General features: G+C 71.8%; 22 protein-coding genes. 4 read left to right on the forward strand and 18 right to left on the reverse strand.

All coding sequences use genetic code 11. The features are described 5' to 3' along the window. Positions 1–131: 131 nt before the first annotated feature. On the forward strand, positions 132–806 hold the full coding sequence (locus ASE15_RS01540; RefSeq protein WP_056645081.1) for a fasciclin domain-containing protein: 675 nt from the start codon (positions 132–134) through the stop codon (positions 804–806). Positions 807–985: 179 nt separating this feature from the next. Here the strand turns inward: ASE15_RS01540 and ASE15_RS01545 are convergent, their stop codons facing one another. From ASE15_RS01545 to sigK, 3 genes are all read right to left on the reverse strand, one after another. Further along, complete coding sequence (locus tag ASE15_RS01545) at positions 986–2,464, reverse strand: hypothetical protein (protein WP_056760748.1); 1,479 nt, start codon at positions 2,462–2,464, stop codon at positions 986–988. Positions 2,465–2,659: 195 nt separating this feature from the next. Further along, positions 2,660–3,436, reverse strand: coding sequence for an anti-sigma factor (locus ASE15_RS01550; protein ID WP_056645077.1), 777 nt, complete (start codon positions 3,434–3,436; stop codon positions 2,660–2,662). Further along, positions 3,429–4,004 carry an ECF RNA polymerase sigma factor SigK gene (sigK, locus tag ASE15_RS01555; RefSeq protein ID WP_056645075.1) on the reverse strand — a complete coding sequence of 192 codons (576 nt, stop codon included), beginning with the start codon at positions 4,002–4,004 and terminating at the stop codon, positions 3,429–3,431. Before sigK ends, ASE15_RS01550 begins: the two co-directional genes overlap by 8 nt. A gap of 153 nt (positions 4,005–4,157) precedes the next feature. Here sigK and ASE15_RS01560 point away from each other — a divergent pair, with 153 nt between their 5' ends. Further along, complete coding sequence (locus ASE15_RS01560; RefSeq protein ID WP_082608384.1) at positions 4,158–5,564, forward strand: DUF4232 domain-containing protein; 1,407 nt, start codon at positions 4,158–4,160, stop codon at positions 5,562–5,564. Between the two features lie 131 nt (positions 5,565–5,695). On the opposite strand, the gene ASE15_RS01565 is transcribed toward ASE15_RS01560, so the two are convergent. After that, positions 5,696–6,796, reverse strand: a complete 1,101-nt coding sequence (locus tag ASE15_RS01565; protein WP_056646523.1) for a 3-deoxy-7-phosphoheptulonate synthase — start codon at positions 6,794–6,796, stop codon at positions 5,696–5,698. A gap of 440 nt (positions 6,797–7,236) precedes the next feature. Here ASE15_RS01565 and ASE15_RS01570 point away from each other — a divergent pair, with 440 nt between their 5' ends. After that, positions 7,237–7,734 carry an NUDIX domain-containing protein gene (locus ASE15_RS01570; protein WP_056760753.1) on the forward strand — a complete coding sequence of 166 codons (498 nt, stop codon included), beginning with the start codon at positions 7,237–7,239 and terminating at the stop codon, positions 7,732–7,734. Positions 7,735–7,807: 73 nt separating this feature from the next. Here ASE15_RS01570 and ASE15_RS01575 read toward each other — a convergent pair whose 3' ends face one another. The 12 genes from ASE15_RS01575 to ASE15_RS01630 form a co-directional block, all read right to left on the reverse strand. After that, positions 7,808–8,632, reverse strand: coding sequence for an ABC transporter permease (locus ASE15_RS01575; RefSeq protein WP_056645069.1), 825 nt, complete (start codon positions 8,630–8,632; stop codon positions 7,808–7,810). Beyond that, positions 8,629–9,690, reverse strand: a complete 1,062-nt coding sequence (locus ASE15_RS01580; protein WP_082618095.1) for an ABC transporter ATP-binding protein — start codon at positions 9,688–9,690, stop codon at positions 8,629–8,631. The genes ASE15_RS01575 and ASE15_RS01580 overlap by 4 nt, the downstream gene beginning before the upstream one ends. 148 nt (positions 9,691–9,838) lie before the next feature. Continuing rightward, positions 9,839–10,636, reverse strand: a complete 798-nt coding sequence (locus tag ASE15_RS01585) for a hypothetical protein (RefSeq protein WP_056760757.1) — start codon at positions 10,634–10,636, stop codon at positions 9,839–9,841. Further along, on the reverse strand, positions 10,633–11,538 hold the full coding sequence (locus ASE15_RS01590) for an ATP-binding cassette domain-containing protein (RefSeq protein WP_056645064.1): 906 nt from the start codon (positions 11,536–11,538) through the stop codon (positions 10,633–10,635). Before ASE15_RS01590 ends, ASE15_RS01585 begins: the two co-directional genes overlap by 4 nt. Then, a complete protein-coding gene (locus ASE15_RS01595; protein WP_056646520.1) occupies positions 11,535–11,924 on the reverse strand; it encodes a GntR family transcriptional regulator in 390 nt (129 codons plus the stop codon). Before ASE15_RS01595 ends, ASE15_RS01590 begins: the two co-directional genes overlap by 4 nt. Positions 11,925–12,093: 169 nt before the next feature. After that, on the reverse strand, positions 12,094–13,113 hold the full coding sequence (locus tag ASE15_RS01600; protein ID WP_082618096.1) for a Dyp-type peroxidase: 1,020 nt from the start codon (positions 13,111–13,113) through the stop codon (positions 12,094–12,096). 255 nt (positions 13,114–13,368) lie between these two features. After that, positions 13,369–14,448, reverse strand: a complete 1,080-nt coding sequence (locus ASE15_RS01605; RefSeq protein ID WP_056760760.1) for an aspartate-semialdehyde dehydrogenase — start codon at positions 14,446–14,448, stop codon at positions 13,369–13,371. Positions 14,449–14,462: 14 nt separating this feature from the next. Continuing rightward, positions 14,463–15,782, reverse strand: coding sequence for an aspartate kinase (locus ASE15_RS01610; protein ID WP_056645058.1), 1,320 nt, complete (start codon positions 15,780–15,782; stop codon positions 14,463–14,465). A gap of 272 nt (positions 15,783–16,054) precedes the next feature. Beyond that, entirely contained in the window at positions 16,055–16,750 is a 696-nt protein-coding gene (locus tag ASE15_RS01615) for an HAD family hydrolase (protein ID WP_056760762.1), read from the reverse strand. A gap of 143 nt (positions 16,751–16,893) precedes the next feature. Further along, positions 16,894–17,397 carry a hypothetical protein gene (locus ASE15_RS01620; protein WP_056760764.1) on the reverse strand — a complete coding sequence of 168 codons (504 nt, stop codon included), beginning with the start codon at positions 17,395–17,397 and terminating at the stop codon, positions 16,894–16,896. A gap of 71 nt (positions 17,398–17,468) precedes the next feature. After that, positions 17,469–18,266, reverse strand: a complete 798-nt coding sequence (locus ASE15_RS01625) for a TSUP family transporter (protein ID WP_056646518.1) — start codon at positions 18,264–18,266, stop codon at positions 17,469–17,471. 294 nt (positions 18,267–18,560) lie between these two features. Further along, entirely contained in the window at positions 18,561–19,067 is a 507-nt protein-coding gene (locus ASE15_RS01630; RefSeq protein WP_082618097.1) for a MarR family winged helix-turn-helix transcriptional regulator, read from the reverse strand. Between the two features lie 30 nt (positions 19,068–19,097). Here ASE15_RS01630 and ASE15_RS01635 point away from each other — a divergent pair, with 30 nt between their 5' ends. Next, a complete protein-coding gene (locus tag ASE15_RS01635) occupies positions 19,098–20,294 on the forward strand; it encodes a GNAT family N-acetyltransferase (RefSeq protein ID WP_157277093.1) in 1,197 nt (398 codons plus the stop codon). Positions 20,295–20,327: 33 nt separating this feature from the next. On the opposite strand, the gene ASE15_RS01640 is transcribed toward ASE15_RS01635, so the two are convergent. Both ASE15_RS01640 and recR read right to left on the reverse strand, forming a co-directional pair. Then, a complete protein-coding gene (locus ASE15_RS01640; protein ID WP_056645053.1) occupies positions 20,328–20,903 on the reverse strand; it encodes a DUF5063 domain-containing protein in 576 nt (191 codons plus the stop codon). Then, positions 20,896–21,495: a recombination mediator RecR gene (gene recR / locus ASE15_RS01645; RefSeq protein ID WP_056645051.1), complete on the reverse strand. Its 600-nt coding sequence runs from the start codon at positions 21,493–21,495 to the stop codon at positions 20,896–20,898. Before recR ends, ASE15_RS01640 begins: the two co-directional genes overlap by 8 nt. Positions 21,496–21,543 lie beyond the last annotated feature (48 nt).

Here is a 21,543-nt window from a genome sequence, read left to right on the forward strand (position 1 = left end):
ATGGGTCGAGGGGCCGTCGGACCACCGCGCGGCGACGGCGAGAAGACCGGACCCATCCACCCTCGCCCGGGCTCCGAACCTCCTCCGAGACGCCCCGCACCTGACGGGGCGACGACAACGAGGAGAGACCGATGAACGTTCGAACCCGTACCTCGTACGCCGTGGTCGGCGTCGCGACCCTGGCGGTCCTGGGCCTGTCGGCCTGCAGCTCGGACTCCGACTCGGGAAGCGACGACACCTCAAGCGCGGCCGAGACGACGATGCCCAGCGACGACATGTCCGAGGACGCCATGACCCCCGAGGTGGACCCGGCGGCCAACCTCGTGGGTCCCGGCTGTGCCGCCTACGCCGAGCAGGTCCCGGACGGTGCCGGCTCCGTCACGGGCATGTCCACCGACCCCGTCGCGGTCGCGGCGTCCAACAACCCCCTGCTCACGACCCTCACGGCCGCGGTGAGCGGACAGCTCAACCCCGACGTGAACCTGGTCGACACCCTCAACGGCGGCGAGTTCACGGTGTTCGCGCCGGTCGACGACGCCTTCGCGAAGATCGACCCGGCCACCATCGAGAGCCTCAAGACCGACTCCGACACGCTGACCTCGATCCTCACCTACCACGTGGTCCCCGGACAGCTGACCCCGGACCAGGTCGTCGGCGAGCACGAGACCGTCGAGGGCGGGACCGTGACCGTCACGGGCTCGGGGGACGACCTCAAGGTCGACGACGCGAGCGTGATCTGCGGCGGTGTCATGACGCAGAACGCCACGGTCTACCTGATCGACACGGTCCTCATGCCGACCATGTGACCCCCGACGCCGGCCGCCGCGGTTGTCCCCGTGCCGCGGCGGTCGGCCCACCAGGAGATGCACGGGGACACGGACGAGGAGCCGGTCGCTCCGGACGGGATGCCCCGAGCGACCGGCTCCTCTCGTCTGCCCGACCCCTCAGGGGCGGGCAGACGTGCTGCGGCTCAGCGGGTCGGCGATCAGCCGTTCGCCCTGCGGCGCGCCCACACGAGCGCAGCACCGCCACCGATGAGCAGGAGCGCGAGGAACCCGGCTGCTCCGGCCGTGGCTCCCGTCGCGGCGAGCGACGGACCGCTCGGCGCCTCGGCACTCACGGGACCGGGGGCCGCGACGACCGGCGGGTTGGCGCACGACGCCGTGCCCTCCGGGTAGCGGACCGTCGTGGAGTAGTCCGGGTTGACCTGGAACAGGACCTCGACGTCCGATCGCGTCCACGCGTAGTTGCCGTCGGTCTCGACGTAGGTGCCGTCGGACTGACGCTCCCAGCCGGGCCAGGCACGGGGCTCGTCCGCGGACGCGCCCGGCCACAGGATCCTGCCGTCGAGAGGCAGCCCCTCGACCGTGTAGTCCTCACCCTCGCCGGGGTTCAGGAACGTGATGCTCAGGGGGCGGTCGCTGTCGGCCTCGTACCCCTCGGGCAGGAAGACCTCGTAGCCGAGGTAGGGCGTGTCGGCCTCGCAGACCGCACCGATGTCACCGGGGGTCAGGACGCAGTCCTCGGCGGCGGCCTCCGGGTCGATCAGGAACGACGCGCTCCTGCCGTCCTCGGCGAGCACGTACCCCGCGGACTCCCCCAGAGCGACGCCGTCCCCGGCGTGCGCGACGATCGCGCCGTCGGTCCGCGTGTAGCTGATCTGCTCGGTGCTCTCGGGCAGGACGAAGCGCTCGTCGTCGGTGCCGCAGACCTCGAGGATCGTCGGTGCGACCGGGGGCACGAACGTCAGCGACGGCTCCTCGGGCTCCGGCACGACAGGCGTCTCCGGCTCGGCCGGAGGCACGGTCTCCTCGGCACACTCCGGGACCTCGACGAGGTCGTCGAGGTCGTGGTGCTTGGAGCCGGTCATGACTCCGCCCAGTGCGGACTTCGGCGGAGTGATGGTCACGGGCCAGGCGAACGTCCCGTCCTGACGGATCCTGTCCTGCTGGACCGCCCACCCGTCCCCGCAGACCTCCCGCGGGAGGTCGGACGGGAAGGTGGTGTACCACTCGGTCCCCGGCCTGTGGTCGATGAGCGTCTGGGGTCCGGAGTTCTCCCAGGCGGCGGGCTTCGCGGGGTCGGTCTTCTGGTAGACGTAGATGCCCACCTCATTGCCCGGCGTGGGTGCGGAGACGCACGGCGTGGTCTTTCCTTGCTGCGCGAAGTCGTACCTCTTGCCGTCCGAGGCACGCACGTCGATCTCCCACGAGTGGGCGACCGACGAGTCGGGGAACGCGTAGGAGGTCGAGTACGAGCGCTGGAACGTCTCGTCCTTGACGACCTTTCCGTCGACCTTCACGGTGACGGTGTTGTCCTTGGCGGAGTAGGCCTTGAGCGAGAGGTCGAGGCCCGTGCAGGTCGCGGAGACCTGCGGGGTGTGGGCAGAGGCGGGGGCCGCGGTGGCGACCAGTCCGCCGAGGGCGAGCAGCGAGGCTGCCGTGCTCGCCAGGAGCTTCTTCACGGGTGGTGGATTCCTTCCGGGGTGATGCCGAGATGCGACGTCGCACGAACGACACGGGGTGGGAACGTGTCGTATTGCATCACCAATACCCAGACTTTGACAAACCCCGGCATATATCCGGAATCGGACCAAGGAATTACCCGAGAGCGGGCATTGTGACCGGAATTCGGGTCGGAAATTATCCGAGATCGAGCATCAGGTCTCGAGGACGACCAAGGGGTCGCTCGTCGGCTGCGGAGAACCCCCGGCGGGCTCGAGCGTCACCGCCACCCCCGCACTCCCGGCCGCATCGACGAGCAGGGCCGCCGAGCCGTCCCGGGCGTCGAACACCCCGGCCGAGACCATGCCCTCACCCTCGACGAGCCAGAGCTGGTAGTCCTCGGCAGCCCCGGCCTGCGGCAGGTCCGAGACGGAGAACAGCACGCGGTCGCCCGAGACGAGCGCGCTCGCGTCCCCGCCCCCGACCATCTCGCCCCGGACGATCTCCGCAGCGGGGTCGGCGAGCATCGAGGCGACCGCGTCGGCCTGCGTCTGGAGCCGGACCTGCTCCTGCCGGGCCTGGACCGCGAGCGTCGTCGGGACCGCGACCGCCACGGCCGCGGCCGCGACCGCCGCGACGACGGCCCACCGGCGGGGAGGGCGAGCCGTCCGGCCCGGGCGAGCGTCAGCGCGACCGGCCTGGGCGGCCGCGACCTGGGGCGTCGACGCGACGCGCTCGAGCACCTGGTCGCGGAGCCCAGCAGGCGGGGGCGTGTCGACCGTGAAGGCCGCAACCACCGCGCGGTGCTCGTCGAGCTCGCGGCGCGCGTCGGGCTCCGTGGCCAGCAGCCGTTCGACCACGCGGCGGTCCAGGTCGTCGACCGCGTCGAGCGCGTAGGCCGCGAGCAGGTCGCGCGGGTCGTCCGCGCCCGGTCCTCCGGGCCCCGACCCGGTGCCGCGGGTGTCTCCGGTCTGGCCGGGGTCGTCAACCACGGTTCACCCCCAGGCAGTCACGCAGGCGCACGAGGCCGTCACGGATCCGTGACTTCACGGTCGGCACGGCGGCGCCCAGCTCGAGCGCGACCTCGCGGTACGTCAGCCCACCGAAGTAGGCCCGGACGACCGACTCGCGCTGCGTCTCGGTGAGGCTCCCGAGGCACCGGCGCACCGCGGCCGACTCGATCAGCTGCTCGACCTCCTCGGCCACGACGTCGTGCCCTCCCCCGGCGAACCTTCCGTCGACGTCCTTCTGGTCCCGGACCCGGCGGGACTGCTCGGACCGCACCCGGTCCACCGCTCGCCGTCGGGCCATCGTGACGACCCAGGTCCGGGCCGAACCCCGGGAGGCGTCGAAACGCACCGCCGTCTGCCACACCTCGATCATCACCTCCTGGGTCACCTCGGCCGCGTGGTCGTGGTCTCGCAGCACGCCGAGCGCCGTGCCGAACACGGCCGGCGCCAGGGCGTCGTACACCGGCGCGAACGCAGCCGGATCACCCTCGGCGCACGCGGCGAGCGCGGCATCGAGAGCGTCGGGCTCGCTCGTCCTCACGGGTGGCACCCGACCAGTCTGCCCCAGGCTCACCGCCGCGGCGCACGGGCGGGACGTCCGCAGGTGCGCTGCATCCGCGACGGCTGAGGCACCCAAGGTTCGTCGCGCTCGGGCCTGCGGATGGGTCGCCGGTCGGTCGGGGGCTGCCGCTACCCTCACGGGGTGACCGAGACGCCGCAGCCCACCCGGCTCCATCCCCTCTACGTCGTCGTGGTGGTGCTCTTCGTGGTGCTCGTCGCGCTCGCGCTCTGGGCCACGGCCCGGGGCGACGTCCGGGCCGGTGAGCAGGGGGACGAGCGCGAAGCTCCTGCCGATCCCGCCCCGTCCGAGGACGCCCGGATCCGCGCGGACGTCGAACGGGATCTCGGGACGATCGAGGGTGTCGAGTCCGCCACGATCCAGGTCTTCGAGGAGGGGATGCTCGAGAACGTGCCCCCGCCCTCCCCTGCGGTGACGATCGACCTCGAGAGCTTCCGGACCCCCGAGGACACCCAGGCGACCGTCGACGCCGTCTACGGCATCCTCGCCGGCTCGGGGCTCAGCGCGCCGCCCACGGTCACCGTGGTCGACACGCTGCCCGGCACCAAGGCGACGCTGACGCTCGAACCCGCAGGCCCGGGAGACCCCGCCGTCCACGACGCCGTGGCGTTCCTCGACGCAGGAGCCACCTCGGTCCACCTCACGCCGGAGAGCTCGGCGGTCAGCGGCCGCGAGCCCGCCGACCTGCCCGGGCTGGCCGAGGTCGCGGGCACCCTCGCCCGGCCCCTGAGCGCGCTCTCGACCGACGGCTACGACGCCCTGTACACCGCAGGCGTCGACCCCGTGCCGCCACCCCTGCCCGCCGTCCAGCTCCTGGCGGAGGCCGGGTCGCGCGACGAGACGACCCAGACCGTCTACGAGGCCAGGTCCCCCACGGGCAACCCCGTCCCGCTGCTCACCGTCTACGTCGACGGCCCGCCGACACCCGTCGCGGACTGGTTGCGCGCCTCGGGCCAGGCGGACCTCCTGGGCAGCGCGATCGCCTTCACGGTCTACGGCAGCGAGACCTCCGAGTCCGGCTTCGTCTCGGACCGAGAGCTCGTGAGCACCGACCCCGCGAACGACGAGGCCGACGCCGCGGCCGCGGCCGCCGACGGGGTCCCGCCTTGCACCGGGCAGGACCTCCGAGCAGGGGTGACCGGGTTCGACGCCGCCGCCGGGTCGCGCTTCCTCACCGTCACCGCGGAGAACGTCACCGACGCACCGTGCGCGCTCGACGGGCGCCCCGGGCTGAGCTTCCTGCGCGCCTCGGGGACGGTCCCGGACGTCCTGTCCGAGCCGGAGATCCCCGGGCAGAACCCGGTCCGGATCGTCGTGCCGCCCGGAGGTGTCGCGACCTCGCAGCTCCGGTGGGGCGCCATGTCGACGGCCAACGACCCCGACCAGACGACGAGCGTCCTCGTCACGACTGTGCCGGGCGCCGACGAGGCGCGCCTTCGTGTGACGGACGTCCCGGGCGCCGAGTCCGGGGTCGACATCCTCGAGGGCGCGCGCGTCGTGGTCGGCGACTGGGTCCGCTCCTCGTCCTGACCCGCGATGTCGGGGCGCGCTCGCGCCCGGGCTCGGTCGCACTACCGCACGGTCGCACCGACTCAGCACGACCGACGGCCGCTCTCCCCGTGGGGAGAGCGGCCGTCGGTCGTGCCAAGGAGTGCGGTGGCTCAGAGCGCCCGGCGCGCCCGCACCGACTCGGCCAGCTCGCCGAGCAGCTCGGCCGTGGTGTCCCAGTCGATGCACTTGTCCGTCACGGACTGGCCGTAGACGAGCCCGCGCGGAGCCGGCGCCTGCGCCCCGGCCACGATGAAGCTCTCCATCATGAGGCCCGTGATCCCGGCCTCGCCCTCGGCGATGCGCGTCGCGACCTCGCGCACGACCTCGGCCTGACGCACGTGGTCCTTGCCCGAGTTGCCGTGGCTCGCGTCGATGACCAGGCCGTGCTCGACGGCCCCGCCCAGGCCCGAGGACGCGGCCACGCGCAGGGCGGACGCGACGTCGTCGGGCCCGTAGTTGGGGCCGCTGCGGCCACCGCGCAGGATGATGTGGCAGTCCGGGTTGCCCGCGGTCTCGACCGCGGCCGCGCGGCCCGCCCCGTCCGTACCGAAGAACGTGTGCTCGCTCGCCGCGGTGATGCAGCCGTCGACCGCGATCTGGATGTCACCGTCGGTCGCGTTCTTGAAGCCGACCGGCATCGACAGGCCCGACGCGAGCTGGCGGTGCACCTGGCTCTCGACGTTGCGCGCACCGATCGCGCCCCACGAGACGGCGTCGGCGATGTACTGCGGGCTCGTGGGCTCGAGGAACTCGGTCGCCGCGGGGACACCCGCGTCGAGGACACCGAGCAGGACCTCGCGGGCCAGGTGCAGGCCGCGGTTGACGTCGTGCGTGCCGTCGAGGTCGGGGTCGTTGATGAGGCCCTTCCAGCCGACCGTCGTGCGCGGCTTCTCGAAGTACACGCGCATGACGATCGCGAGGTCCTCCGACAGGTCCTTGGCCACGGCCGCCAGGCGGTGCGCGTAGTCGAGCGCTGCCTCGGGGTCGTGGACCGAGCACGGGCCGACGATCACGAGCAGGCGGTCGTCGTCCCCCGCCAGGACGTCGCGGATCTCGCGGCGCGACTGGGTGACCAGGTCACCCCGGGCCGTGCCGAGGGGAAGCTCGGCGAGCATGTCGACGGGTGCGGGCAGCGGGTCGAGGGCGCGGATGCGCAGGTCGCTCGTGGGCGCCTGCAGCTCGTACTCGGGGTGAGAGGTCACGCGTTCCATGGTGTCACCTGCGCCGGTGGCGGAGGTGACCGTCTCGGGGTGACGTTCGTCGACGGTCTCCGCAGAGACGGCGGTCGAGGTCGTGGCGGTCATGCGAGGGCTCCTGATCTGAAGGTGACTCAGACGGAGCCGTGCGGCCTGCTCTGTGTCCGGAGTCGGCCCGTCTGAATGACGAAGGGCCCGGACGCGGTCTGCGTCCAAGGCCCTGTGCTGGCTCCGGGGAAGGTTGGTCAGGCGAACGCCCGCTCGGCCCCTCCAGGAGCCAGCGTAAAGCGCCAATACCAACGAACCGTGTTCACCCGACGACCGTAGCACAGCCGTTTCGGGGACCGGCAGGGCCGTCTCAGACTCCGGTCGGGAGTGCTCGGGGCCGCGCCGGCCCCGCAGGCGGCCGGCACGCGGTCAGCGCGCCGTCGGTACGCGCCGTCTACGCTCGGTCCATGCCGATCCCCGAGTTCGTCGCCGCGCTCCGCTCCCACGTCGGGACCGACCTCCTGTGGATGCCGGGGGTCTCGGGCGTCGTGATCGACGACGACGGACGTCTCCTGCTGGGGCAGCGCGCCGACACCGGGCAGTGGGCGATCGTGAGCGGGATCCTCGAGCCGGGCGAGGACCCCGCGGTCGGTCTCGCGCGCGAGGTCCTCGAGGAGACCGGCGTGACCGTCCGGGTCGACGCCCTGACCGGGGTCACGGTGACCCCGGCCGTCGAGTACCCCAACGGTGACCGCTCGCAGTACCTCGACCTGTGCTTCCTGTGCCGCCCGGTCTCCCCCGCCGCTGCGGCAGCGGCCCACGTGGCCGACGACGAGTCCCTCGCGGTCGCGTGGTTCGCCCCCGACGACCTGCCGGCCGACCTCGCCGCCTCGACGAGCGAGCGTCTCGGCCACACCCTGGGCTACCTCGCGGACCCGACCGCGGGACCGTTCTTCGTCCGGTAGCCCGGTGCGCGGGGCCGCCCGGCAGGACCCGCGCACCGGGCGCCCCGCGGTGTGCGCGGGGGTCGCGGTCGCGTCACGACCAGCGGAACAGCTTCACCGCGAGCGGGAGCAGCACCACGGTCCACACGGCCATGACCACGAGCTGCGAGAGGGGCACGCCGTCCTCGAACCAGCCCGTCGTCATGGCCTGCGTCGCGGCGCCGAGCGGCGTGTACCCACCGATCGTGCGGAGCACCTCGGGCATGATCGGCCCGGGCGTCCACATGCCCGCGAGGAAGAGCATCGGGAAGTAGAGCGTCATCCCGATCGCCGACGCGGTGCTCGCCTTCCCTGCGCGCGACGCGATGAGCATCCCGAGCGAGAACATCGACAGGATCCCCAGCAGGAAGCTCCCCGCGACGACGGCCGGGTTCGCGGGCGCCGCGAGGTCGAACACCAGGCTCCCGACGAGCACCGCGAGCAGCGCCGCGACGCAGACCGTCACCAGGTTGATGAACAGGTGGGCGCCGATGAGCCCCTGCGGCCTCATGGGCGTGGTCGAGAGCCTGCGCAGCACGCCCTTCTCACGGAACGTCGCGAAGTACACGGGCATGGTCGTGAGCGCGACCGTCGCGACCGCTGTCGCGAGCGCCACGGGCACGTAGACCGCCACGGCGGTCAGCCCTCCCCAGGGCGGTGGGGCGTCGGTGATGACCTCCCGCATGCCGGGGATCGCGAAGCCCACGCCCACGAGGAGCACGGTCGGGAAGAGGAGCGCGAAGAAGACCGTCCCCGGGTCGCGGAGCAGCAGCCGGGCCTCGGTCAGTGTCAGTGTCCGCAGGCCGTGCCAGCCCGTGCCAGCGACCTTGCGGCGGCGGGGCCCTGCCACCTGCGTGCGTGTTGCCGTCTGCGTGGTCATCGCGCTGCTCCCTCGGTGTCGGACCGGTCGTCGGTCAGGGTGGGGCCCGTCGCCCCCGTGTGGTCGTAGGTCCTGCCCGTGACGTGCACGAACACGTCCTCGAGCGAGCGCGTCACGGTCCGGACGTCGGGCACCACGTCCACCTCGGCGAGGGCCAGCACGACGGCGGGCAGCACCCGCCGCGTCCCGGCCACCTCGATCTCGTGGCCCTCGCGCGTCACTGCCTGGACGTCCGCGAGCCCGGCGAGGATCTCGAGCACGTCGGCCTCCTCGTGGGGCTCGACCCGCAGGCGCAGCACGCGCGTGGCATCGACCGACTCGATGAGCTCGGCCGGCGAACCGGCCGCGACCACGACTCCCTGGTCGATGATGACGAGCCGGTCGCACAGGCGCTCGGCCTCGTCCATGAAGTGGGTCACGAGCAGGATCGTCACGCCGCGGTCGCGCACCCGCTCGACGAGCTCCCACGTGGCGCGACGGGCCTGCGGGTCCAGGCCCGTGGTCAGCTCGTCGAGGATCGCGACCTGCGGGTTCCCCACGAGTGCGAGCGCGATCGACAGCCGCTGCTTCTGGCCGCCCGACAACCTGGCGAACTGCTGGTCGCGGTGCGGCGTGAGGTCGAGCAGGTCCAGGAGCTCGCTCGTGTCGGCGGGCGACTCGTAGAACGACGCGTACAGCCGCAGCGCCTCGGCGACGGTCATGCGGTCGTTGAGCTCGGCCTCCTGGAGCTGGACGCCCAGGAGCTCGCGCACCGAGGCCGGGTCCTTCTGCGGGTCCCTGCCGAGGATCCGGACGGTCCCGGAGTCGGCCTGCCGGAGCCCGGCGAGGCACTCGACGGTCGTGGTCTTGCCGGCCCCGTTGGGGCCGAGGATGCCGAAGATCTCCCCCGGCCCGACGGCGAGGCTCACGTCGCGCACGGCGACGTTGCTCCCGTACGCCTTGCGGAGGGCGACGACCTCGATGGCCGGTGCGGCGCCGTCGGGCAGCGTGCGCGCCGAGCGCGACCGGGTGGTCGACGACGCGGGCGGGACGGACGGGACAGGATGTGCGGTGGTCATGGTGCCCTCCCTGAGGGTGTGCTCGCCCGCCGGGCGGCGCACCGGTGGACCGGACGCCGTCCGTCGGACGGGATGAACGCTGTGGTGGGTGCGCCGGTCCCCGGTTCGGAGGCACGCCGCGCGAAAGGCGTCGGGGACGCCAGGGCCGTCAGGTCGTGACGGGAGCGATGGCCACCGACCGCGTGACCAGGCGGAACGCGAACGCCGCTGCGGCCAGGGCGACCAGCCCACCGACCGCCGCGATCAGGACCTCGAGGTCGTCGAGGCCGACCGCCTGGGCGAACGGCTTGCCGAAGTAGCCGCTCTGGAACGCGAGCTCGACGAGCGCCACGGGAACCAGGAGCAGAGGGAGCGCGAACGTCCCGCGCAGGAAGCGGAGCCGGTAGTACCCCATGCCGATCGCCGCGCCCACGAGCCAGTAGACGGCGCAGAAGAAGACCTGCGACAGGAACACTGTCCCGAGGACCCTGGCGTCGACGTCGAGCTGGCTGCTCTCGAGGGTCGGGAGCCACCCGAGCGAACGGAAGACCGCCCACTCGGCGTAGCCGAGAAGTGCTGCCGCGAGACCGAACGTGACCCCGACGACGCCCGCCGTGAGCCACGCCGCGCGGATCAGCGACCGTCGCGTGCCGCCTGCCGCGACGTGCACGGCGATGCTCCCGATCGGGAAGATGATCCCCAGGACGAACAGGAAGAACTTGACCGACCCGTTGACGACGCCTTCGATCGGCTCGCCCTCGAAGGTGTTCGTCTGGCCCCCGAGGTAGCCGATGACCGCGGCGACGACCACGACGATCGCCCAGTACCAGACGCCGACCGTCCAGGATCCCGCGGTCATGTTCCAGGTCGCTGTGCGCAGCGACCGCTTCTCGGCCGTGCGGCGCACCTCGGCACGCTGCACGGCCCGGTCGGTGAGGGCTGCCGGGCCCACCAGGTTCTCGGTCATGACCGCTCCTCTCGCGTCAGGTGCACGAACAGGTCCTGCAACGGCACCGCGCCGAGCTCGAGGCCCGCCTCGGTCGCCGCGGTGCGCTCGGCGTCGTCGAGCGTGCCGAACAGCGTGACCTGGGCCGTGCCACCCAGGCGTTGCCGGGCCAGGACGCGCCGGCCGTCGACGAACGACTCGACCACGGCCGCCGAGCCCGTGAGGCTCACTCCCCTGCTGCGGACGGACTCGACGCTCTCCGCGAGGAGCACGCGCCCCCGGTCGACGATCACGACGTCCTCGAAGATCCGCTCGACCTCGTCGATCAGGTGGCTCGACAGGACGATCGTGCGCGGGTGCTCGGTGTAGTCCTCGACGAGCGCGTCGTAGAACGCGTACCGGCTGGGCGCGTCCATGCCGAGGTACACCTCGTCGAAGATCGTCAGCGGTGCGCGGGACGCGAGCCCGATGACCGCCCCGAGCGCCGACCGCTTGCCGCGCGAGAGGTCCTCGGGGTTCTTGCGCAGGTCGACCTCGAACAGGTCGACCAGACGGGCCGCGAGGTCCGCGTCCCAGTGCTCGCGCATCTCGGCGTAGTACCCCAGGCTGTCGGCGACCTTGGTCGCCGAGATCGTGTCGCCGCTCTCGCGGACGAGCTGCGTGCCGGCCATGGCCCAGGCGTTCTCGAACGGGTCCTCGCCGTCGACCAGCACGGTCCCGGCGTCGGGGCGGCGCATGGCGGCGATCAGCGAGAGGGCCGTCGTCTTGCCCGCGCCGTTGCGGCCGAGAAGTCCCGTGATGGTGCCGGGACGGATCTGGAGGCTCAGGCCGTCGAGCGCCGGGTGCTTCTCGCCCTTGCCGAAGCTCAGCGTCACGTCCCGGAGCTCGACGCCGAACGGGTCGGGGCGGGTGGGGGCGGTCATGGGGTCTCTCCCGTCGGGGTGGGGCGGTCCTGGGGACCGCGGCCGAGGACGTGGTCCACGATCTCGGCGGGCGTGATGCCCAGCAGGTCGGCCTGGACCAGAGCGGGGCGCAGGACCTCGGCGAAGTAGCGGTCGCGATGCTCGGCGAGCAGCTTCTCGCGGGCTCCCGAGGCGACGAACATGCCGACGCCGCGCCGCTTGTAGAGCACTCCCTCGTCGACCAGCCCTGCGAACGCCTTGGCGGCGGTCGCGGGGTTGATGCGGAAGGTCGTCGCGTACTGGGTGGTCGACATGACCTGCTCCTCCTCGGCGAGGTCTCCGCTCAGGATCTGGGCGCGGATCTGCTGGGCGATCTGCAGGTAGATGGGTTCAGGTCCGTCGAACATGGTGCCCATCCTCTCGCCGATCGCACGTTCTATGGTTCGTTACATGAGTAATGAACCATAGAACCCTGGGTGTGCGCAAGGGGCAACGCTGCCGAGAAGTGAGCGGTGGCCCCCGATCCGGTGGAATCAGGGGCCACCGCTCACTTCTCGGCGTCGCTCGGTCGAGCGCTCACGACTCGACGGCCACCGCACCGCTCTCCGGCTGCTGCTGGACCTCCTCGTCCGCGAGGCTCTCGAGCAGGTCGAGCGACGGCACGAAGAACAACGATCCCGTCAGCGCGGTCGACACCTCGAGGATCCGGTCGGTGTTGCCCTCGGGCTCGCCGATGAACATGCGGTGCAGCATGAGCTCGGTCACCGCGGGGTCCTTCGCGTACGCGATGTAGTACGTCCCGAACACGCCCGACCCCGCATCGCCGAACGGCATGTTGTCGCGCAGGATCGCAAGCTCCTCGCCGTCCTCGTCCTCGATCACGTTGAGCGCGACGTGCGAGCTGCTGGGCTTGACGTCGTCGTCGAGCTCGATGTCGTCGAGCTTGGTGCGCCCGATCGCCTTCTCCTGCTCCTCGGTGCTCAGCCCGTTCCAGGTGTCGAGGTCGTGCACGTACTTCTGCACGACGACGTAGCTCCCACCCACGAAGTCCGGCTCGTCCACGACCAGCGCGGCCTCGGGCGCGGCCCGGCCCGTCGGGTTCTCGGTCCCGTCGACGAAGCCCAGGAGGTCGCGCGAGTCGAAGTACCGGAAGCCCGTGGTCGAGTCCTCGACGACCACGGCGTCGCCCAGCGCGCGCATGATCTGGCGGGCGAGCTCGAACGTCAGGTCGGCCCGGTCCGCGCGGAGGTGGAAGAGCACGTCCCCCGGGGTCGACGGGGCCGTGTGCCGGGCACCGGCCAGGGCCGTGAACGGGTGCAGGTGCGCGGGGCGCGCCGCCCCCGTGGGCCGGACGCGGTCCCAGAAGTCCGAGCCCAGGCCCACCACGCACGACAGCTCGGCCCGGCCCTGCCGGAAGCCCACCGAGCGCACCAGCCCGTTGACGTCCGAGGCCACGCCGAGCAGCGTCGCGTCCGCCTCGGGAGTCCCCGTGGAGCGCACGACGAGGAACTCTGCGGACGTCGTGAGCTGGTACAGCACGGGCTGCGGCTCGGGGTCCGGCGCAGGGACGGGGGCCGGGAGCTGGGGGTTGGTCACGGGGCACCTCCGCGTCGCGCCCGCCGCACGGGAGGCGCGGGTCTTCCCCGAGTCTGTCCGGCGGGCGGCGGTTCGTCGCGCGCAACGGATCCCGTGCGCGCAGGACGGGGCGGCCGCGCCTGGGTGCGCACAGCCCGACGGCGCCCGCCCACCGGAAGGTGAGGGGCGCCGTCGGGCACCGCGGTGCCTGGCCCGTCGCCGGGCCAGCGGGACCGACGGGAGACCTCGGCCTCCCGCCCGTCCCGGCAGCACGAGTCAGGCCGAGGCAGCGGCCTTGCTCGTGAGGTCTGCCGCGACCAGCTCCGCGACCTGCACCGCGTTGAGCGCGGCACCCTTGCGAAGGTTGTCGTTCGAGACGAACAGCACCAGGCCACGTCCTCCCGGCACGCTCTGGTCAGTGCGGATGCGGCCCACGAACGACGGGTCCGCGCCAGCGGCCTCGAGCGGGTTCGGGACGTCCGAGAGCTCGACGCCCGGGGCCGCCGCGAGCAGCTCGCGCGCACGGTCCGGAGTGATGGCCTGGCCGAACTCGGCGTGGATCGCGAGCGAGTGGCCCGTGAAGACCGGGACGCGCACGCACGTGCCCGCGACCAGGAGGTCGGGAAGACCCAGGATCTTGCGCGACTCGTTGCGGAGCTTCTTCTCCTCGTCGGTCTCCTCCTCGCCGTCGTCGACGATCGACCCGGCGAGCGGCACCACGTTGAACGCGATGTTGCGCGGGAACTTGTCCGGCGCGGGGAACGAGACAGCGCTGCCCGAGTGCACCAGGCCCGTGAGGTCCTGCTCGGCCCCGGCAGCCGCCTGGTCGCGCAGCTCGGCCGCACCTGCCAGCCCCGCGCCAGAGACCGCCTGGTACGTCGCCACGATCAGGCGCTCGAGGCCTGCCTCGTCCGCGAGCGGCTTGAGGACCGGCATCGCGGCCATCGTGGTGCAGTTCGGGTTCGCGATGATGCCCTTGCGCGCCTCGTGGATCGCTTCCGGGTTGACCTCGGACACGACGAGCGGGACGTCCGGGTCCATGCGCCACGCCGAGGAGTTGTCGATCACGACGACGCCCGCTGCGGCATAGCGCTCGGCCTGCGCCTTGGACGTCGCGCCGCCCGCGGAGAACAGGGCGATGTCGAGGCCCGAGACGTCGGCCGTGGCCGCGTCCTCGACGACGACGTCCTCACCCTTCCAGGGCAGGGTGCTGCCCGCGGAGCGCGCCGAGGCGAAGTAGCGGATCTGCGCGACGGGGAAGTCGCGCTCCTCGAGCAGGCGGCGCATGACGGCGCCCACCTGACCGGTCGCCCCGACGACGCCGACGACGAGGCCTGCAGAGTTCTGGTTGCTCATGGTGGTCTCCTCGCTCAACGGCCGGTGCCGGCGTAGACGACTGCTTCGCTCTCGCCGTCCAGCTCGAACGCGGTGTGGATGGCCCGCACCGCGTCGTCGAGACTGTCGGCCCGCGTGACGACCGAGATACGGATCTCGGACGTCGTGATCATCTCGATGTTGATGCCCGCGTCACGCAGCGCACCGAACAGTCGCGCCGAGACGCCCGGGCTCGACTTCATGCCCGCGCCGATGAGCGAGACCTTGCCGATCTGGTCGTCGTACTGGAGCGACGCGAACCCGATCTCCTCGCGCACGGCGTCCAGGGCCGTGGTCGCGAGCGCGCCGTCGTCCATGGGCAGCGTGAACGAGATGTCGGTCAGGCCCGTGGCCGCGACCGAGACGTTCTGGACGATCATGTCGATGTTCGCGCCGGCACCGGCCACGACCTCGAAGATGCGGGCGGCCGTGCCCGGGACGTCCGGGACCCCCACGACGGTGATCTTGGCCTCGCTGCGGTCGTGCGCGACGCCGGAGATGATCGGATCTTCCATGATGACCTCTGCCTCGTTGTCGGCCGGGTGGCCGGGAGCCTGCTGGGGGACGTTGGGCACGGGGCGCGCGTCGTTCGACACGATGGTCCCCGGCTTCGTCGAGAACGACGAACGGACGTGGATGGGCACGTCGTAGCGGCGCGCGTACTCGACGCAGCGCAGCACCAGGACCTTGGCCCCGCTCGCCGCCATGTCGAGCATCTCCTCGTAGGAGATGCGGTCGATCTTGCGGGCCGTCGGCACGATGCGCGGGTCCGCGGTGAACACGCCGTCGACGTCGGTGTAGATCTCGCACACGTCGGCGCCCAGGCCGGCCGCGAGCGCGACCGCCGTGGTGTCCGAGCCGCCGCGACCGAGGGTCGTCACGTCGTTGGTGCTCTGCGTGACGCCCTGGAACCCGGCGACGATCGCGACCGAGCCCTTCTCGACCGTCTCGCGGATGCGGTGCGGCACGACGTCGACGATGTGCGCCTTGCCGTGCACGGCGTCCGTGATCACGCCGGCCTGCTGGCCCGTGAACGACTTGGCCTTGACGCCGAGGTTGTTGATCGCCATCGCCAGCAACGACATCGAGATGCGCTCGCCTGCCGTGAGCAGGATGTCCATCTCGCGCTGGGGGGGAAGGGGGGTGACCTGCTGGGCGAGATCGATGAGCTCGTCCGTCGTGTCACCCATGGCCGAGACCACGACGACCACGTCATGTCCGGCCCGCTTGGTCTCTGCGATGCGCTTCGCCACCCGCTTGATGCTCTCCGCATCAGCTACCGACGAGCCACCATATTTCTGCACGACAAGTGCCACTAGCCTGCTCCGTTACGTCGCCGGCCTCCGTCTCTCTCAACGGCCCGCCGGGTGTTTTACGAGTCGGTCGATGATAGCCCGGCGCCCGTGGACGGCGGGAGGGGGCTCAGGATGCGAACGGTCCGGGCCGGTGCCGGTCGCTGACCTGCGGGGATGCGGGCGGTCCGGGCCGATGCTGCTACCGGCGCTGTGTGCCGAGCACGAGGTTGTGGTCGATCTGACCCTGAGAACGACCGCAACCTCGTGCTCGGCAGCCGCCACCGCGTGAAGGGTCAGTGCCCGAGGCGCCCCGGCAGCTCGTCGAGCGACGTGATCCGCGCGGGCTCGTCGAACGGCCCTCGTCCGTCCCGGTCCAGGTGGACGGCCTGCAGCCCGGCCGCTCGGGCGGCGACGACGTCGAGGTCGTGCCGGTCCCCGACGTGCAGCACCTTCTCCGGCACCACTCCCAGCGCGGCGCAGACCTTCCGGTAGCTCGCCGGTGCGGGCTTGGCCACCGCGAGCCTCTCGGCCGTGAACACCGGCCCGATCCGCCCGTCCAGGCCCACGGCGCGGAGCTTGGCGTGCTGCTGATCCTCGGTCCCGTTGGTCAGGACGGCCAGCTGGACCGGCCGGGCCCGCAGCGCGGCGAGCATCGGCTCGACGTCGTGGAACGCGGTCCACGACGCCTCGTAGTGCGCGACATAGCCGGCGAAGACCTGGTCGAGGTCGTCGTCAGATCCCACATCGAGGCCCGCGAGCGGCAGGACGTCGCGCAGACGCCTGCGCCGCTGCTCAGCGAAGTCGACCTCCTTCGAGCGCCACGCCAGGTAGTGCTTCTCCTCGGCCGTGAACCACGCCGAGACCAGCGCGTCGGTGACCTGCACCCCGAGTTCGGGGAGCCACGCAGCGAGCGCCGCGCGCGCGGCCCCTTCGTGGTCGAGCAGCGTCCCGTCGAGATCGAGGACGACGGCCTGCACGGGAACGGTCACGGCCGCGATCCTAGGCGACGCCAGCGCCTGGTGCCGAGAACGAGGTTGCGGTCGGTATGACTCTGAGAACGACCGCAACCTCGTGCTCGGCGAACAACCGCGCTGGGCAGGCAGGCAAGCAGGTGGTCAGGCCGACGGCCCGGTCAGGTGCGCGGATTGGCCAGCACGAGATAGGCGTACAGCCCGAGCGCCGCGCACGCCAGCAGCAACAGGAGGAGGCCACGCCGCCGCGGCCAGGCGACGAGGACCCCGAGCGCGGCAGGCACCGTGACCATCGCCACGAAGAGTGCGAAGGCCTCGGCGGCAGGCGTCGGATCGCCGAAGCAGGCCAGGTCCGCTTCGACGAACATCCCCGTCTCGCCGTAGTAGCCGTACCCGTCCATCCCCACGTCGTAGGTGATCAGGGCGGGGAACACCGCCAGGATGTATCCCACGACCGCGACGACCACCCCGGCGACCAGCCGCCCCAGCGCCAGGCCTGGCCTCCGCGGCCGGGGCCGAGGCCGGCCGAACGGGCCGGTCACGCCGGAGGGGTCGATGCGCACCGGGTCGCGCGCCCGCTCCCCCGCCCGCGCACGAGGCGGGTCGTCGCGCGTGGCAGGCAGCTCGAGATCAGGCGAGCAGCCACCCGTCTCCGACCGGACCATGCGTCGCGGCCCTGCCCGCCGGGCCCCGGCCGACCCCGTGCCGTCCGACCCGGCCCCCGCCCCGCTCAACCTCACTCCCCGAGGCTCGTGACGACGTCGTACCCGAGCTTGCAGATGAGCGCCCCCACCACGACCACGAACACGACCCGCACGAACCCGCTGCCCTTGGCCACGGCCATGCGCGCCCCGATGTACGCGCCCAGCAGGTTCGCGGCCCCGATCGCGAGCCCCAGCCCCCACAGCACCGCGCCGTACGGGACGAAGAAGATGAGCGCGCCCGCGTTGGTCGCGAAGTTGGCGATCTTCGCGAGCGCGGAGGCCGGCAGGAACGCGTACCCCAGGATGCTGACGAGCGAGATGACGAAGAACGTCCCCGTCCCGGGCCCGAGCAGCCCGTCGTAGAACCCGATCACGAGCCCGATCCCGGCCGCGGCCCACCGGTGCCCGTTGCCCTCCCAGCGCAGGTTCGTCGTGTGCCCGAGCCTGGGCTTGGCGATCGTGTAGACCGCCACCGCGATCAGGACCACGAGGATGATCGGCTTGAACAGCTCGGCGGGGATCTTCGACGCGAGCGCCGCGCCGCCGATCGCCCCGAACAGAGCCGCGATCGCCATGGGACCGGCGGTCCGCAGGTCGGGACCCACCCGCCGGTAGTACGTCGTCGCGCTCACGGAGGTGCCCATGATGCTCGCGAGCTTGTTCGTCGCGAGGGCCTGGACCGGGCTGATGCCCGGCACGAGCAGCAGCGCAGGGAGCTGGACGAGCCCTCCCCCGCCCACGACCGCGTCGATCCAGCCCGCGGTCAGGCCCGCGAGGACCAGGAGGGCGATCGTCAGGAGGTCGAGCTCGAGCCCGCCCGAGCCCGGCAGCACGATCCCCTCGCCCGCGGCGAGAGGCGCGTGCGCCACGAGAGGAAGCGTCGCGGCGAGGTCCCAGGTCACACGGAAGTCTTGCACGACGGCGGAGGGGGCACCCAGGTACTGGACAGAACCTTGTCCGGGTTCGTCACCACGGTCCTCGATGCCCCGTGGCGCTCAGCGAAGTGACGAGCACGGGAGCTCCCCAGGACGCATGCCTGTGACTCGTCGGTGGCCCGCGTCGTCTCACGACCGTCGCGCCGCTTCTTCTCTCTCACCCCTCAGCGACGGCGACCGGCCCGCTCCTCAGGCGTCCGGGAGGTCGGCGATGCGGGACGAGATCCGCTCCAGAACACGCAGCTCGTCGGACGTCAGGTGGTCGACGAGACGACGGCGTACCGAGCGGACGTGGTGCGGAGCGGCCTGCTCGAGGATCTCGAAGCCGTGATCAGTCAGTCCGATGACGCAGCCGCGCGCGTCCGACGGGTCCGGGTGCCGCTCGACGAGGTCACGCACCTCCATCCGGTCGATGTGGTGCGACAGGCGGCTGCGGGACCACTCCATCTTGGCTGCCAGGTCCTTCAGGGCGCGGCGTCGGCCATCCCGCTCCGAGAGCGTGCTGAGCACCTCGTAGTCGGGGGCAGACAGCCCGGAGTCGGCTGCCAGGTCGCGGGCCGTACGGGCAGGCAGCACCGTGAGCAGACGACGGAAGGCCCGCCAGGCTCTCTCCTCCTCGGGGGTGAGCCACGGAACGGCCGTCGTCGGCGCATCGTGCCGAGAGCCGGCAGGCCGTCCGATGAAATTCGTTGACATGTCATCATTCTAGCCTCTAAGGTCGTTGACATGTCAACGAAGCCGCGCATCATGGTCCTCACCACCAGCACCCGGCCCGGACGCAGGGGGCGGGCGATCACCGACTGGTTCCTCGATGTCGCCTCCTCGCGTCCAGACCTCACCGTCGACGACGCCGACCTGGCCCGGATCCGGCTGCCCCTCCTCGACGAGCCCGGCGAGCCGGCATCGGGCTCCTACCGCCATCGACACACCCAGCAGTGGAGCCATCGGGTCGCTGCCGCGGACGCGGTGGTCGTCATCCTCCCGGAGTACAACCACGGCATGCCGGCGACGTTCAAGAACGCAGTCGACTACCTCTCCGCCGAGTGGGCCTACAAGCCCGTCGCATTCATCAGCTACGGCAACACCTCGGCGGGCACGCGTTCCCTGCAGATGGCCAAGCAGGTCACGAGCGCCCTGAAGATGATCCCGGTGGGCGCCGCCATCTCGCTGCGGATCTCCGACGCTCTCCCAAAAGGAACCGTGATCGACTCCCCTGCGCTCGTCGCGAGCGCCGGCGCCCTCCTCGACGACCTCGCACGGGTGTCGAGCACCGTCCACCCTCTGTTCGCACGAACGACCAGGACCAGCAACGGTTCCGACGCCCCGCCACTCCCGGCGCCCGTGCCCGTCCCTGACGTGACGCTCACCCGGGCGACCGCCGCGGACGCGGGCGAGCTCTTGGTGCTCCAGCGCGCCTGCTGGGTGCAGGAGGCGATCGCCAACGCCTCGCTCCGACATGCGGCACTCACCGAGTCTCTCGACGACGTCATCGCGTGGGTCGCCGACTGGCAGGTCTGGGTGGTGCACCGCCACGGGCGCCTGGTCGCAGCGGTGCGTGCTCGCCGCGACGGAGCGATCTGGGAGATCGGCCGGCTGATGGTGGCCCCCGATCTCGCCGGACGCGGCCTGGGCACGTGGCTGCTGGAGCATGCCGAACGTGCCGCACCCGAGGAGGCCACGTCGATCGGCCTGTCCACGGGGAGCAGGAGCCTGCGCAACCTCGCCCTCTATCGACGGGCCGGCTACCGACCCGTCGACGAGGTCGACGGTGCCGTCCGGCTGGTCAAGAACCTGGACAACGAGAACGTCGACGGGATGCGCGACGAAGAAGCCGACAGGCGACGTAGCGACCGCGTCGACGAACCACGGGACGATCGCAAGCGTCCGGTCCGCGCCGTCGGGGCACCTGTCGACGTCGGCTGACAGGTCATGGCCGCGGTGGCAGCGGTTCGCAGGTCAGGACTGCAGCGCGTCGTACTCGGCCTCGGCCGCGACGTCGTCCTCGACGTCGAGGCGCAGGTGCGCGAGCACCATCTGCAGGACGCGCAGCGCGCTCGCGGCACGCTCTCCCCACAGGGACAGGTAGGAGAACTGCCACCACCACAGCGCCTCGAGCTCCTGGCCCGAGTCGTAGTGCTGGAGCCCCTTGGCGAGCGCCTCGGCGATGCACGCGATGTCTCCGGACACGTACGCCTGGCTGACGACGGCACCCAGCACGGGGTCGACGATCTCCGGGTACTCGTCGAGCCCGTCGAGGAGCTGAGCGAGGGCCTCGCGCAGCGGGTCGAGGTCGGTCTCGGGTCCCGCGTCGGGCTCGAACCGCTGGTCCGGGACGACGTCCATCATGGCGCCGAGCCGCGCACCGGCTGCCAGCATGTCCGACGTGGCGAGCAGCAGGAGGGGGATCGCGGCCTCGGGAGCGGCACCCGAGGCGACCTCTGCCGTGGTGGTGAGGAACGTGCGGGCCTGCGCGGACACGGAGGCGGCGACCGACCGGAGGTCGGACCCCAGGGCCTCGCTGATCTCAACCACTGACGACTCTCCGTCCCTCGAAGGCCCGCCCCAGCGTGACCTCGTCCGCGTACTCCAAGTCTCCACCCACGGGCAGGCCGGACGCGAGGCGGGTGACCCGCAGCCCCATCGGGGACAGCATGCGTGTCAGGTAGGTGGCCGTGGCCTCGCCCTCGACGTTGGGGTCGGTCGCGAGGATGACCTCCTGCACCTCCCCGTCGGCCAGGCGTGTGAGCAGCTCGCGGATGCGCAGGTCGTCAGGGCCCACGTTGTCCATGGGGTTGATGGCCCCGCCGAGCACGTGGTACTTGCCCCGGAACTCGCGCGTGCGCTCGATCGCGACCACGTCCTTGGGCTCCTCCACGACGCAGATGACCGCGGCCGAGCGTCGGGGGTCGAGGCAGATGCGGCACCGTTCGCCCTCCGCGACGTTGCCGCAGACCTCGCAGAAGCGCACGCGCAGCTTGACCTCGGTCAGCGCGTCGGCGAGTCGGCGCACGTCCGCGGCGTCTGCCGCGAGGAGGTGGAACGCGATGCGTTGGGCACTCTTGGGACCGACCCCGGGGAGTCGGCCGAGCTCGTCGATCAGGTCCTGGACCGCGCCTTCATACACGTCCCCAGCCTACGGGTCGCCGCCCACGGTCGGGTCCGCGCAGGGAGA

The sequence above is a fragment of the Oerskovia sp. Root22 genome, assembly GCF_001429135.1.
GTDB lineage: Bacteria > Actinomycetota > Actinomycetes > Actinomycetales > Cellulomonadaceae > Oerskovia > Oerskovia enterophila.

Excerpts from the sequence above, each read along its gene's own strand:
- ASE15_RS01570 (WP_056760753.1), top strand. The coding sequence starts at position 7,237 with ATGCCGATCCCCGAGTTCGTCGCCGCGCTCCGCTCCCACGTCGGGACC.
- ASE15_RS01585 (WP_056760757.1), bottom strand. The coding sequence starts at position 10,636 with ATGACCGAGAACCTGGTGGGCCCGGCAGCCCTCACCGACCGGGCCGTG.
- ASE15_RS01635 (WP_157277093.1), top strand. The coding sequence starts at position 19,098 with ATGTCAACGAAGCCGCGCATCATGGTCCTCACCACCAGCACCCGGCCC.
- ASE15_RS01540 (WP_056645081.1), top strand. The coding sequence starts at position 132 with ATGAACGTTCGAACCCGTACCTCGTACGCCGTGGTCGGCGTCGCGACC.
- ASE15_RS01605 (WP_056760760.1), bottom strand. The coding sequence starts at position 14,448 with ATGAGCAACCAGAACTCTGCAGGCCTCGTCGTCGGCGTCGTCGGGGCG.
- ASE15_RS01630 (WP_082618097.1), bottom strand. The coding sequence starts at position 19,067 with ATGTCAACGAATTTCATCGGACGGCCTGCCGGCTCTCGGCACGATGCG.
- ASE15_RS01575 (WP_056645069.1), bottom strand. The coding sequence starts at position 8,632 with ATGACCACGCAGACGGCAACACGCACGCAGGTGGCAGGGCCCCGCCGC.
- ASE15_RS01620 (WP_056760764.1), bottom strand. The coding sequence starts at position 17,397 with ATGGTCCGGTCGGAGACGGGTGGCTGCTCGCCTGATCTCGAGCTGCCT.
- ASE15_RS01565 (WP_056646523.1), bottom strand. The coding sequence starts at position 6,796 with ATGGAACGCGTGACCTCTCACCCCGAGTACGAGCTGCAGGCGCCCACG.
- ASE15_RS01590 (WP_056645064.1), bottom strand. The coding sequence starts at position 11,538 with ATGACCGCCCCCACCCGCCCCGACCCGTTCGGCGTCGAGCTCCGGGAC.
- ASE15_RS01580 (WP_082618095.1), bottom strand. The coding sequence starts at position 9,690 with ATGACCACCGCACATCCTGTCCCGTCCGTCCCGCCCGCGTCGTCGACC.
- ASE15_RS01595 (WP_056646520.1), bottom strand. The coding sequence starts at position 11,924 with ATGTTCGACGGACCTGAACCCATCTACCTGCAGATCGCCCAGCAGATC.